The organism is Plesiomonas sp. (assembly GCF_051650925.1).
GTDB lineage: Bacteria > Pseudomonadota > Gammaproteobacteria > Enterobacterales > CAMTGL01 > Plesiomonas.
Map to the genome: position 1 here is coordinate 1 of NZ_JBOFRH010000598.1, position 13,341 is coordinate 13,341.

At 45.1% G+C, this 13,341-nt stretch carries 16 protein-coding genes; 12 read left to right on the forward strand and 4 right to left on the reverse strand.

Annotation, left to right across the window (positions count from 1 at the left end):
• A partial coding sequence (gene nfo, locus ACRC27_RS14240) for a deoxyribonuclease IV (RefSeq protein WP_438640184.1) occupies positions 1-612 on the reverse strand: 612 nt, incomplete at its 3' end.
• Between the two features lie 261 nt (positions 613-873).
• Here nfo and ACRC27_RS14245 point away from each other — a divergent pair.
• The 3 genes from ACRC27_RS14245 to ACRC27_RS14255 all read left to right on the forward strand — a co-directional run bounded on the left by ACRC27_RS14245 (position 874) and on the right by ACRC27_RS14255 (position 2,769).
• Entirely contained in the window at positions 874-1,293 is a 420-nt protein-coding gene (locus tag ACRC27_RS14245) for a hypothetical protein (RefSeq protein ID WP_438621936.1), read from the forward strand.
• A 144-nt stretch (positions 1,294-1,437) separates the two neighbouring features.
• The gene (locus ACRC27_RS14250) at positions 1,438-2,139 is read left to right on the forward strand and encodes an esterase/lipase family protein (RefSeq protein WP_438640185.1); all 702 of its coding nucleotides are present in this window, start codon (positions 1,438-1,440) and stop codon (positions 2,137-2,139) included.
• 36 nt (positions 2,140-2,175) lie between these two features.
• Positions 2,176-2,769, forward strand: coding sequence for a TorD/DmsD family molecular chaperone (locus ACRC27_RS14255; RefSeq protein WP_438640186.1), 594 nt, complete (start codon positions 2,176-2,178; stop codon positions 2,767-2,769).
• Between the two features lie 158 nt (positions 2,770-2,927).
• On the opposite strand, the gene ACRC27_RS14260 is transcribed toward ACRC27_RS14255, so the two are convergent.
• Positions 2,928-3,491: a lipoprotein gene (locus ACRC27_RS14260; RefSeq protein ID WP_438640187.1), complete on the reverse strand. Its 564-nt coding sequence runs from the start codon at positions 3,489-3,491 to the stop codon at positions 2,928-2,930.
• Positions 3,492-3,821: 330 nt separating this feature from the next.
• Between ACRC27_RS14260 and ybgC the strand changes: the two genes are divergently transcribed.
• The 9 genes from ybgC (at position 3,822) to ACRC27_RS14305 (ending at position 11,796) form a co-directional block, all read left to right on the forward strand.
• Positions 3,822-4,232: a tol-pal system-associated acyl-CoA thioesterase gene (gene ybgC, locus ACRC27_RS14265; protein WP_438621932.1), complete on the forward strand. Its 411-nt coding sequence runs from the start codon at positions 3,822-3,824 to the stop codon at positions 4,230-4,232.
• 1 nt (position 4,233) lies between these two features.
• The gene (gene tolQ / locus ACRC27_RS14270; RefSeq protein ID WP_438640189.1) at positions 4,234-4,914 is read left to right on the forward strand and encodes a Tol-Pal system protein TolQ; all 681 of its coding nucleotides are present in this window, start codon (positions 4,234-4,236) and stop codon (positions 4,912-4,914) included.
• Between the two features lie 16 nt (positions 4,915-4,930).
• Complete coding sequence (gene tolR / locus ACRC27_RS14275) at positions 4,931-5,362, forward strand: colicin uptake protein TolR (RefSeq protein WP_438621931.1); 432 nt, start codon at positions 4,931-4,933, stop codon at positions 5,360-5,362.
• An 18-nt stretch (positions 5,363-5,380) separates the two neighbouring features.
• Positions 5,381-6,553, forward strand: coding sequence for a cell envelope integrity protein TolA (gene tolA / locus ACRC27_RS14280; RefSeq protein ID WP_438630274.1), 1,173 nt, complete (start codon positions 5,381-5,383; stop codon positions 6,551-6,553).
• A 33-nt stretch (positions 6,554-6,586) separates the two neighbouring features.
• Positions 6,587-7,879 (forward strand): Tol-Pal system beta propeller repeat protein TolB, encoded by a 1,293-nt coding sequence (tolB, locus tag ACRC27_RS14285; RefSeq protein WP_438621929.1) that lies wholly within the window; start codon positions 6,587-6,589, stop codon positions 7,877-7,879.
• 35 nt (positions 7,880-7,914) lie between these two features.
• Positions 7,915-8,421: a peptidoglycan-associated lipoprotein Pal gene (pal, locus tag ACRC27_RS14290; protein WP_438621928.1), complete on the forward strand. Its 507-nt coding sequence runs from the start codon at positions 7,915-7,917 to the stop codon at positions 8,419-8,421.
• A 12-nt stretch (positions 8,422-8,433) separates the two neighbouring features.
• Complete coding sequence (ybgF, locus tag ACRC27_RS14295) at positions 8,434-9,234, forward strand: tol-pal system protein YbgF (RefSeq protein ID WP_438634081.1); 801 nt, start codon at positions 8,434-8,436, stop codon at positions 9,232-9,234.
• A gap of 361 nt (positions 9,235-9,595) precedes the next feature.
• Positions 9,596-10,975 carry an L-cystine transporter gene (locus ACRC27_RS14300; protein WP_438621926.1) on the forward strand — a complete coding sequence of 460 codons (1,380 nt, stop codon included), beginning with the start codon at positions 9,596-9,598 and terminating at the stop codon, positions 10,973-10,975.
• A 131-nt stretch (positions 10,976-11,106) separates the two neighbouring features.
• On the forward strand, positions 11,107-11,796 hold the full coding sequence (locus tag ACRC27_RS14305) for a DUF2076 domain-containing protein (protein WP_438621925.1): 690 nt from the start codon (positions 11,107-11,109) through the stop codon (positions 11,794-11,796).
• 194 nt (positions 11,797-11,990) lie between these two features.
• On the opposite strand, the gene ACRC27_RS14310 is transcribed toward ACRC27_RS14305, so the two are convergent.
• Together ACRC27_RS14310 and ACRC27_RS14315 are read right to left on the reverse strand one after the other, a co-directional pair.
• Positions 11,991-12,953, reverse strand: coding sequence for a TerC family protein (locus ACRC27_RS14310; protein WP_438621924.1), 963 nt, complete (start codon positions 12,951-12,953; stop codon positions 11,991-11,993).
• A gap of 187 nt (positions 12,954-13,140) precedes the next feature.
• Positions 13,141-13,341, reverse strand: a 201-nt coding sequence (locus ACRC27_RS14315; RefSeq protein ID WP_438640188.1) for a hypothetical protein, incomplete at its 5' end; no start/stop codon positions are given.

Below are 13,341 nucleotides of genomic sequence, written 5' to 3' on the forward strand. Positions count from 1 at the left end.
AAACTCGGCAAACGTTTTGACACAAGCCTCAGTACTGCTCAAATCATAACCGGCAGCAAACGTGTGGCAAGTATCAATGCAAACACCCACGCGGCTCTTATCCTCAACTTGTGCAATAATTTCGGCTAAATGCTCAAACCTCCAGCCCAAATTAGAACCTTGACCGGCAGTATTCTCAATCACTGCAGTTACTTGAGAAGTCTTATCCAGTGCAATATTGATAGATTCAGCCACTTTTGCCAGACTTTCCGTTTCACTTATTTTATTCAGGTGGCTACCAGGGTGAAAATTGAGCAGCGTTAACCCCAGTTGTTCACATCGCTGCATCTCATCTAAAAACGCGGCGCGTGATTTTTCCAGCGCATCGGCTTCTGGGTGGCCCAAATTAATCAGGTAACTGTCGTGCGGTAAAATTTGCTCAGGTTTAAAACCGGTCTGCTCGCACGCCTGTTTAAACGCATCAATTATCGCTGGGGTTAATGGTGCAGCAGCCCACTGGCGCTGATTTTTGGTAAATAATGCAAACGCCGTTGCATTGAGCTCTTTTGCCCGCCATACCGCCTGATCAACACCACCTGCGGCACTAACATGTGCGCCAATATATTTTGTCATTCGTTCACTCCTTCAATTTTCCCATTATGCCGCGCGGCTGAATCGGTTTACAGCATAAACGGTGATTCGCGTCACGAATTATTGGCGTATATCCCCACTTACGGCCTACGTTTATTAAAGCGGTTATCAATACATTTACCCAAAAAGCCTTAAGACTTTAAAGCGTTAAGACAATATTCAGGGATGAGGGAAAAGATCAGTAAAGCCATTAATTCAAGGGAAAACCGACCTTACCTGCATCCACTTACAGAGGATCTTACGATGATAATCACCCTCGCTCACCCTGTACTTATCCACACGCTGGCACTGGTAGCCTCATTAACCGCACTGACCGTACAGGCAGCAGAGTCTGACTGGCAACGGGTTGGCAACATACCGCAGGGGCAGGTCTATCTTGATACACAAGCGGTAACGACCGATGAAAAAGGGATAACCTACGCAGAAATGCGCGTTGACTACACCAACCCTATTGCAGCAGGAACACTATCGCTGGTGGGCCAGCACAGCAAAGTGAGAATTAACTGCGCGGCACAGCAGAGCGCTACTGACAACATTGTTGCCATTCAAGACAACGGCCAACGTTTCATCATGGCCAGTTATGAGGCTGCCCCTTTTACCGCCATCACGCCGGAAACCGGCAGTGCACTGTTACTCGGCCAGTTGTGTACCGCACCGATATAACGCTGTACCAAACCGAGATCATGCATTTTATGCCCAAAACACGATCAGCCCGATGCTTATTCAACACAGAACCCGCTACACTGAAAATTATCACCGCGTACACGCAGACTATAGAGACAAACAAAATAAGCAGAGGGGGCAGCCATGCGAGAGGGCGTAATCATTGTACTGCATGGCCTATTTATGAATGGCCTCATGATGCAGCCTTTTACCGACAGGTTGCATCATCTGGGTTGGAAAACCGAAGTTTTAACCTATAACTCAGTCAATATTCAGTTAAATGAAATCTATGCAACCCTCGATACTCTGATTAATCAGTACCCAAATCAGCCAATATATCTGGTCGGGCACAGTCTGGGGGGGCTGATTATTCGCTACTATTTACACCGGCATTATGGCTTATCTTCCCGACAGCGTGCTCGGCATACATGCCAAAAAATAGCGAGCGTCATTACACTTGGCACCCCACATCAGCGGGCTAGCACAGCCGCTCGCCTGCAACAACTGGGGTTGGGCTGGATGATGGGAAACTCTGGTGAGCACGGGTTGCTGCAAACTGACTTACCAGAAACCTGGTCAGTTGATACTCCGTTAGGCACGGTAGCTGGAACAACTGCCATTGGTATGCGGCCTCTGCTGTTTTGGCAGTGGGATAACGAGCCCAATGATGGTTTAGTCTTGGTTCGTGAAGCAAAAATAGAAGGCTCTACTGATCATATTGACATTGCCGTCACGCATACCAACATGATTTATCAGTGGGATGTTATCCAGCAAGTTGACCATTTTTTACAACATCAGCACTTTGCTCATGGCGATCAAGATGCACAACAGGCAGTAAATGCGTAAACTTCACTCTTTTATCGTCTGTTGCGAGATACCCTAATGAATACCTTTTCCACACTTTGCCGACTGTTCGGCACACTGTTCTATCGTCAGCCCGATGATGCCGTTATGCCGCCAGTACTGGCCATGATTGAGCAAGGGGCACTGAATGAAATGTGGCCACTGGTATTGAGTGATAACAGTGAGTTTGCCATGAAACAGTTGCGAATGAAGCAGGATATTGCAGCGCTCAGCCGTGACTATCAGCATCTGTTTGCCGCAGAGGGCAGCGTATCACTATTTGCCGCTGACTACGGCATTGATAGCAGCGAATTTCCGGCATTCCAGCAACAAGTTGGCATGCCAGCGGCCGCCGGAGATGTCGCACTGCGAGGGCATTTTGGCTTGATGCTATTAACCGCATCTTGGGTTGAAGATCACAGCGCAGAAGATGAAGTTACCGCACAAGAGCAGCTATTTCAGCACTACCTATTACCTGCGGCAGCCAAAATTCTCGGCCAAATTGAAACACACGCCACCAGTGGTTTTTACCGTGGGCTTGCCGTGCTAACACGCGAGGCTCTCTCAGCCATGGCCGATGAGCTGGTCGAGCAATTAGAGCAGCAGCAAAACGATGCCGCTGATACTGAATAAGCACCGAATAAGCAATAAACCGTATACGAAATAGCATTACGATACAGATAAAAAGCAAAAACGGGATCTGCATTCTCGGTTACCGAGTACAGATCCCGTTATTATTTTGCGCATTATTGCTTGTCATCAGACATGCCAAGCAAGTCACGGAGGCCAGATTATTCCGATAGCGGAATGACAATCTTACCAGGCTTAATTTCAATGCCTTTTGCTAACTGACGTACCAGTGCTTCTTCTTTACTCCGATTTGAATCAAGCACATAAACCGGAGTTTGGTTAAAGAACAGTTGTAATGAGTTTTTCAGATACGGCAGCAAAACCTTCGTGCTCTTATCCATAGACTCAGGGCTGGCAGTTGCACTTAATAGCTGCATATCACGCAAATAGATAGAGCCGGTATCATGATCAAAATAGGGGCGGGCCGCCAGTGATAAATTAATGGTTGCGTGATCTTTACCCACCAACGTATCTAAATTCAGATCAGCAATCCCGTCTAAAATGACCTGATTTGGCTCTGCACGGCCAATTTTAGCCGTCATATCCTTCAGCGTAATGTGCGCTTCAAAGACACCGGGCAATCCTAGCTGTTTTTGAAACTCAACTTTTTGCTGCAAATACTCATTAACCTGCTGTTCGCTCAATGAATACTGCGTCAGTTGACTGCATGCGCCAAGAAAGCCGGTCAGCAGCAGAGCTAACACTACATATAGTTTCTTTGTCATGGTACATCTCTGATTACACATAAATAGGCGGGCAGAATACCGTTTACCTCTTCAAAGATCGAGCCGGAATGTGCGGTTGCTCGGTATTTATTCAAGGGGAACTTGACAGGATTCTGAACATAACTTACTGAATAGGTAAAAGATATCAGAACGCTCAGGCGTGATTGAATCAAAAAGCAGAGCCAAACAAAAACGTATAATGTGTGAGCGGCCGATGTAATTTACTGCAACCTATAAATAAATCACCGTAAAGCACTGACAGATTATTCCCAATAACCAGACACTTGAGTATAGTAACACCTTGTACAAGCCCAAACATTGGAATGTCAGGTGAGCAGTAAGATCTATCAATGGCCCGTTCGCGTTTACTATGAAGACACGGATGCAGGAGGGGTCGTCTACCACGCACGTTATGTCGCCTTTTTTGAACGTGCGCGAACCGAACTACTACGCAGTAGTGGATTCGAGCAGCACACGTTACTGCAAGGTAATATCGCCTTTGCCGTGCGTCGTATCGTTGTTGACTACCGTTTACCGGCACGCCTTGATGATCTCCTCACTGTCGAGACAGAAATTGTCACAGTGCGCGGGGCATCGATAACATTTAACCAACGAATTATTCATCAGGATGGGCGGTTACTGTCATCAGCCGAAGTATTGGTTGCATGTATAGACCCGTCAAAAATGAAACCTGTTGCACTTCCAGCTGTGTTAGTCGCGGAGTTTACCAGTGTCTGCTGAAATGAACCTGTTAGACCTTTTCTTAAAGGCAAGTTTTATGGTTAAGATCGTCATGATGATCTTAATCGGTTTTTCCATCACCTCTTGGGCCATTATTATTCAACGCTCACGCATATTGAATGCGGCCACCCGTGCAGCCGATGCCTTTGAAGACCGTTTTTGGTCTGGCATTGATTTAGCACGCCTGTATCAAGAAAGCTCAACCCGCCGCGATGAACTTGGTGGCACAGAACAAATTTTTTATTCAGGATTCAAAGAGTTTGCCCGTTTACACCGTGCCAATGGCCATGCGCCGGAAGCTGTACTTGAAGGGGCATCACGCGCTATGCGGATCTCAATGAACCGCGAGCTTGAAAGCTTAGAAAATAACATTCCATTTTTGGGAACCGTGGCCTCTATCAGCCCATATATCGGCCTGTTTGGTACTGTGTGGGGGATCATGCACGCCTTTATCGCACTGGGTGCAGTAAAGCAGGCCACCCTGCAAATGGTTGCACCGGGTATTGCAGAAGCGCTGATTGCAACAGCCATTGGTTTGTTTGCCGCAATACCGGCGGTCATGGCATATAACCGATTGAATTTACACGTCTCTAAACTTGAGCAAAACTACGGTAACTTCACCGAAGAATTTACCGCTATTTTGCACCGGCAGGCTTTTGCTGCCGATGTAGCAAAGCAGTAAGTGAGGAGCGTTCAACATGGCCTATACACGGCGTAGACGCCACGAAACAAAATCAGAGATCAACATCGTTCCGTTTTTGGATGTGTTGCTGGTGTTGTTGCTCATTTTTATGGCAACGGCTCCCATCATCAGCCAAAGCGTACAAGTTGATCTGCCTGACTCTACCGAGTCGAGTGCGGTTGAGACGAAAGATGATCGTCCGCCGGTGATTTTGGAAGTGTCAGGCGTTGATCAATACTCCATGTCTATTGATGGCAAGCGTGATGAAAATCTCAGTGCAGATCAAGTGATGCAAAATGCCCGTTTAAACGTCGGACAAGGCGATCAGAAAACGACTTTCTTGGTAGGAGGGGCGAAAGATGTTCCTTATGAAGAGGTCATCAAAGCCCTGAACTTACTGCATGAAGCTGGCGTTACATCCGTTGGCCTTATGACTAACCCGATATAAATAGAGAATGTTGTATTGATGGATAACAACAACAAAAACAAACTGACAAAATCGGTTGTTGTCTCCGTTATCTTGCATGTACTGGTGATTGCTCTGCTGATATTTGGTTCTATGTATCAGGAGATCCCCGCTGGTGGAGGTGGGGGCGGCGGAGCAATTGATGCAGTCATGGTTGATCCGGGTGCAGTAGCACAACAGTATAAGCGTTTACAACAGCAAAACGATGATTCACGTAAAGCTGAAAATGAGCGCAAACGAAAACAACAACAGAAAAAAGAAGAGCTTCAGCAAAAACAACAAGCCGAAGAAGAGCGCTTACGTGAACTTGAAAAAGAGCGTTTAAAAGCACAGGAAGTTGCCAAGCAGACAGAAGAGACACGTCAGCAGGCTGAAGCACAAAAGAAACAAGCACAAGAAGAAGCACAAAAAGCTGAAACGGTCAGAAAACAAGCCGAAGAAGCCAAGAAAAAAGCAGAGTTAGCCCAGAAAAAGGCTGAAGATGCGAAAAAACAGGCAGAAGCAGACGCGTTAGCGGCAAAAACTAAGGCAGATGCAGAAGCAACGCAACGCGCTGATGCTGATGCAAAACGTAAAGCCGAAGCCGACGCCAAGAAAAAAGCAGAAGCGGCTGCGGCAGAGAAAGTAGCAACCGAAAAAGCGGCTGCTGAAAAAGCCGCGGCAGAAGCGAAAAAACAAGCTGCTGCTGATGCAAAAAAGAAAGCAGATGCTGAAGCCAAGAAAAAGGCAGATGCCGACGCTAAGAAAAAAGCCGATGCAGCCAAAGCTGCGGCAGCTAAAGAGGCTGCCAACAGCGAAGCTGCATTAAATGATGTGCTTAATGGTTTAACACAAGACGCTAGTGGCGGAGGCAGTGCTGCTGCTGGAGGTCAGGCTGCAGGGTCTGGTAAAGCGGGGGCACCCGGTCCAGATGGTGATAAATACGGTGGCTTAATCAAACAAGCGGTAAGCCGTAACATGTATGACACCAGCTTATACCGTGGTAAAACCTGTAGTGTGAAAATTAATTTTGCACCTGATGGCTTGATTCTAAGCTCATCAGTTGTCGGGGGTGATCCGGCATTGTGCCAAGCAGCTGAACGTGCGATTAAGATAACGCAAAAGTTACCGCAACCGCCGTCTGATGCTGTATACAATAAGTTTAAGAATGCAGTTTTAGAGTTTAAATTCTAATGTTGCAGCGCGGGTTTTGAACTAGGAGAGATAATGAAGCCGTTCTTAAAATTGTTTGCTGGGCTGATGATGCTGGTTACTGCGGTAGCCAGTGCAGAAGTTCGCATTGTTATTGATCAGGGCGTAGATACCGCACGTCCGATTGCCGTTGTACCATTTAAATGGACAGGCAGCGGTAATCCACCGGATAACGTTGCTGAAATTGTCGCGGCTGATTTACGAAACAGCGGTAAGTTCAATCCTATTCCGCCAGCACGCATGCCTCAACAGCCGAGCAGTGCATCGGAAGTCAATCCGGCACTGTGGTCAGCAATGGGTATTGATGCCATTGTTATTGGCCAAATTCAGGCTGGAGCCGATGGAAACTATCTGATTTCATATCAACTGGTTGATACAGCAGGCTCACCGGGTACGGTACTTGAAAGTAACCAATACCGTGTTACCAAACAGTGGGTACGTTATGCCTCACATACCGTCAGTGATATGGTATTTGAGCGCTTAACCGGCATTAAAGGTGCGTTCAGAACACGTATTGCCTATGTAGTACAAACAAACGGTGGCCGCTATCCGTATGAGCTACGTGTTTCTGACTACGATGGTTTTAACCAGTTCGTTGTGCACCGTTCACCGGAACCTATCATGTCTCCTGCGTGGACAAAAGACGGACGCAAACTGGCATACGTTACATTTGAAAACCGTCGCTCCCAGCTGATGCTGCAAGATTTAAGCACATCACAGCGTAAAGTTTTAACCTCGTTCCCGCGTCATAACGGTGCACCATCATTCTCGCCAGATGGCTCTAAGATGGCATTTGCGCTGTCAAAAGATGGTAGCTTGAAACTGTATGTTATGGATGTGGCATCAGGCCAAATTCGCCGAGTGACGGAAGGCCGCTTTAATGATACTGAACCATCGTGGTATCCGGATAGCCAGTCAATTGCCTTTACCTCTGACCGTGGTGGTCGCCCACAAATTTATAAATTAAATTTGGGTTCAGGTGCTGTTGAGCGCTTGACTTGGGAAGGCGCACAGAATCAAAATGGTGAAATATCTCCTGATGGAAAAGCACTGTATATGGTGAGTTCCGCAGGAAAAGGGCAAAATATCGCAAAACAAGATCTGGATACCGGAGCTGTTGAAGTTCTGACCAATACATTTCTTGATGAAACTCCGAGCGTTTCTCCTAACGGTACCATGCTTATTTATGGCGCAACACAAGGTCTGGGCAGAGTATTGAATTTAGTGTCAACGGATGGACGTTTCAAAGCGCGTGTTCCGGCAACTGATGGGCAGGTCAAATTCCCTGCCTGGTCGCCGTATCTGTGATGAAGCAAAGATAATTAAATTAAAGGATATAATAAATGCAACTGAATAAAGTGTTGAAGGGACTGATGTTAGTTCTGCCTGTAATGGCTGTTGCTGCATGTAGCTCAAATAAAAGCAATGATAATGCTGATCAAGTCATCACATCTGAAAACAATGGTGCGGGTAACGGCAGCATGTCTGCAGAAGAGCAAGCACGTATGATGATGCAAGAACTTCAGCAGAATAACATCGTTTACTTCGGCTTCGATAAGTACGATATTCAGCCAGAGTTCGCTCAAATGCTTGATGCACACGCAACTTTCCTGCGTGATAACCCATCTTACAAAGTGGTTGTTGAAGGCCATGCGGATGAGCGCGGCACACCTGAGTACAACATTGCACTGGGCGAGCGTCGTGCTAGCGCAGTTAAAATGTATCTGCAAGGTCGTGGTGTGAATGCTGAGCAAGTTTCTATCGTTTCTTACGGTAAAGAGAAGCCAGCAGTTCTGGGCCACACTGAAGATGCATACGCGAAAAACCGTCGCGCAGTGCTGGTTTACTAATAAGGATATTGCATGAACCGTAACTACAGATCGCTTGCGAGTCTGTCGTTACTGGTACTTGTAGCCGTGTCAAACACGGCTACAGCGCAAGCTCCAGTCTACGAGGCGGGAACCGGATCTCTAGAAGATCGGGTTACTCGCCTCGAACGCACTATGGAAGCGCGTAACCAGTTACTGACAGATACACAGCAGCAGTTGATGTCTCTGCAAGGCGAAATGGATCAATTACGTGGTTCTGTTGAGCGCAGTGAGTATCAATTAAATCAAGCTATTGAGCGTCAGCGTCAACTTTATCAAGAGCTTGATAATGTTTCAGCTCAGGCAAAATCAGCGGCCTCAGCATCTGCTTCAGCGAGCTCTGCACCGGCAGGCGCGGGCGCGACTTCTACGAGTCCTGAAACGGCAAAAGCTGACACGGTTGTTAGTGATAATGCCACCGAAAATCAAGCTTATGATGCAGCAGTACAGTTAGTCCTGCGTGATAAGCAGTATGATAAAGCGATTACTGCATTTCAGGCGTTTATCAGCCAATATCCAAAATCAGTTTATCGCCCAAATGCTCATTACTGGTTAGGGCAGTTATTGTTTAACCAGAAGCGTAAAGATGAAGCACTACAGCAATTTGCTACGGTAGTGAAAGATTACCCTAAATCACCTAAGCGTGCCGATGCCATGCTTAAGCTAGGGGTTATCGCACAAGAAAAAGGTGATACGGCTGCGGCAAAAACACTGTTCCAGCAGATCGTTAAATCTTACCCCACATCTTCATCAGCAAAGATGGCAAAATCGCGTTTAGATTCACTGGGTGGATAAAAACGTAATGTGCACCGGCATCACGTTTTGATTATGCTTATTTTTGCTTAGAGAAAGCCCATAAGTGATGAATGCTTGTGGGCTTTTTTGTTTAGCAAGTGTCAGTAAACCTTTACCTAATACAGGTAATAAGCCATTGCAGGTGTACATACATGTGTAAAGCATTATCTGGCGTGATCTCTATCTAAAATAAAAAAACCGCTCTTTTTTACTGAGTGCAATCATCGTAATTTCCTTTATGCTTTTTTTAGATATGCATTGAAATTAATGAACTTTCCATTTGTTTTATGTTCAGCGATGATAGCCATGTGATTATTTTATTATAAATAAAAAATCAGGTTAATCCTGTATTGAGGGTGGTATGAGTTTTGTTGTATTAGGTAATATTGCCATTTTTTTAGTGGCAGCTTTGCTGCTGGCGCGCTATCAACGTAGTGGTATCAGTCTTTCAAGAGCCGTATTTGTGGGCCTTGTGGTGGGTATCGGCTTTGGTTCGTTATTACAGTTTTTCTTCCACCATACAGACTCTGTTGTTAAAGAGACGCTAGATTGGTTAAATATTGCCGGTAATGGCTATGTTAACCTATTGCAAATGATTGTTATGCCTTTGGTTTTTGTCTCTATTCTATCTGCAGTGACTAAACTGAGTGATGCCAGTTCATTAGGGCGGATCAGTTTTTCAGTATTACTGATGCTAATGCTGACCACCGCAATTGCGGCTGCAATTGGTATTGGTGTGACAGAAGTCTTTGGTTTATCAGCAGAAGGGCTGACTCAGGGAGCACGTGAACTGGCTCGTGGCGAAATGATGATCTCAAAAAGCAGTGAGATTGCCAGCTTAACGTTCCCGCAAATGCTAGTCTCTTTTATTCCGACTAATCCGTTTGCTGATTTAGCCGGTGCTCGTTCGACCTCAATTATCAGTGTTGTTGTATTCTCGGCATTTTTAGGTGTTGCTACCCTGAAACTGAAGGCTGAAAAGCCAGAAGTGGGCGAAAAAATCACTGCTGCTATTGATACATTGCAAACACTGATTATGCGCTTAGTGCGTATGGTGATCCGATTAACGCCTTATGGTGTTATGGCGTTGATGACCAAGGTAGTGGCAACATCTAATATGCACGATATTATTAATTTATTGGGCTTTATGGTTGCATCATATGTGGCTATTGGCTTGATGTTTGTTGTGCACGGTATTTTCCTGTTTTTTGCTGGGGTTAACCCGTTCCGTTATTACCGTAAAGTGTTGCCAGTACTGACCTTTGCTTTCACCTCGCGTTCAAGTGCGGCAACTATTCCGCTGAATGTAGAAGCGCAAATTGATAAGTTAGGCGTGCCCTCTACCATTGCAAATTTTGCTGCATCATTTGGTGCAACCATTGGACAAAATGGGTGTGCCGGTATTTATCCGGCAATGCTGGCGGTGATGATTGCACCTACTGTGGGTATTAACCCATTAGACCCTTCTTTTCTTGCTACTCTGATTGCGGTAGTGACGTTAAGTTCGTTTGGTGTGGCCGGTGTAGGCGGTGGTGCAACCTTTGCTGCAATCATTGTACTTTCAACCATGAATTTACCAATTGCATTGGCTGGTTTTTTGATTTCCATTGAACCATTGATTGATATGGCAAGAACGGCTTTGAACGTAAATGGTGCAATGACAGCCGGTATGGTCTCAAGCCGAGTGCTAGGGCAAACGGATATGGATGTATTCCGCAGTGAAGAGGAAGCCGCTTCGTAGAATGCACGAGGATAACTGATCCTAAAGAGTAATAAGTTATGTAAAACGCCACTGATCAGTGGCGTTTTTTTTCGTTTAGCAGTACTACTATCAGCAGTTTTGGTGATGATGAAACTGTTGGAGTATAGGGTATGACACCGCAAGAACAGAACATGATTGAGGGTGTAGCTGATCGTTTACGTAATCATACATTGAGCCGTAAAGACCCTGCAGCAGAAGCATTAATCAGTGAGCAGATTGCAATGCAGCCTGATGCTTTGTATCGCTTAACACAGAGTAATATTTTACAAGAAGTGGCGTTAACAGAAGCTAAGAGTAAGGTGGCCTACCTTGAAGAGCAATTAAAAGCATATCGTGAACAGGGAATGATGGAGAGAATGCGTGGGGCAACACCGGTTGTTGAACAACCTGCTCCGCAATATCAACCCTCTATGTTTGGTGGTTTTATGAAAACCGCAGCGGCAATGACAACCGGTGTTGTGGCTGGGAATTTGATTTCAGATGCGCTAAGTGGTTTGTTCTCTTCACGTGATGAGGGAATGAATGCGATGAATATTGACCCGCAACCTGTTGTTGAAAATATCACGAATAACTTTATTGATCCGGCAAATACCGCTGGGTTAACGTCTGATGATTCGAATGACTTTCTGGCTAACTCCGATGCATTAACCGCAATGAGCAATACGGATAATGATAATCCGTTTGGTTTGGATAATGATATTGTTGATCCACAAGATGATAATGGTTTTTTGGATAACAGCAGTAATGATGATGACAATGACTTTTTTGATGACGATGACGACAATAATGGCCTGTTCTAATAGGATGATAGCCGCTATTGTTTAATATAAATCTCATTGTATGGCATGATTTGATATTGAGTGATCACTCATCAGAGATAAAAAATCCCCGTTGATTCAATCAACGGGGATTTTTATTATGCAGGTGTTAGGGGTATAAACGTGGTTAACGTATTTGTTATTAACTACGTGCTACACGTGCTAATAGTAGTCTATTACTCTTTAGCTTTTCCTTCACGCGCACTGTAAACCAAGCTGGCAATAACCGATATGGCTAAAATTGCGGCCACAATACCCAATGACAGTAATACCGGAAGCTTTATCCACTCAATAATCAGCATTTTTGTACCGATAAAGACCAGAATGATAGCTAAACCGTATTTCAACAGGGCAAACCGATCGGCAAAGTCAGCCAATAAGAAGTACATTGCACGCAACCCCATAATGGCAAAGATATTTGAGGTTAAGACAATGAAAGGGTCTGTGGTTACGGCAAAAATAGCCGGAATACTGTCTACCGCAAAGATCACATCACTGATTTCAACCAGTATTAAGGCTAAAAACATTGGGGTGGCAAAGCGTACACCGTTACGTACGGTAAAGAAGTTTTCACCATCAAGTTCGTGTGTTACTGAGAAGTTTTTCTTAACCCATACGAGTAACGGGTTTTTATCAAAATTCCCTTCATCATCGCTGCTTTTGAGCATTTTAATACCGGTAAGTACCAAAAATGCACCGAACAGATAGAGGATCCAGTGGAATTGAGTGATTAACCAGCTGCCGGCAAAAATCATACCGGTACGTAAAATGATAGCGCCCAGTACACCGTAGAGCAGTACACGACGTTGTAATTCGGCAGGGATAGCAAAGTAGCCAAAAATCATCAGCCAGACGAAAACGTTATCAACCGCAAGGGCTTTTTCGATCACGTAACCGGTTAAAAATTCGAGTGATTTTTGGTTTGCAATTTCCCGACCCAGATTAAGATCAAGGTAATACCAAATGCCGAGGTTGAACAGCATCGCAACAGATATCCAGATCACAGACCAGATAGCCGCTTCTTTTAACGATACTTTGTGGTTTTTACCACCTTTGAGGACGAGAAGATCAACGAGCAGTAACCCGATAACCAGCACGAAGAATGCTATCCACATCCAACTATTGCCGATACTTTCCATATTAGTAAACTCCTAAAAACAAAAAAACCAAGTCCGTAAGGCTTGGTCATCTTTTTTTAGGATAGACTTTGCCTTACGGCAAGGTCTCACTTACAACATATGTTGCCTGAGTACCGGGTGCAATAAAACACCGTAATGACGATAGCCCAGCAATGAAGTTACTCCCCTTGTGCGTGAATTATAGATTTTAGGGCATATTTCTTCCAGCACTATTTATTATATGCCGCGCATTATGGAGAAATAGCACATATTTCTGTTTTACTTTATTCGCTGCCACATCCACAGCCGCAATCAGGTTTACTTCGCTTATAAAGATTATATCCAAACAGTAGCACAATAAATAAGCCTGAAATCGTGATTGGCCAGCCAAGATAGAGGCCACTGATGG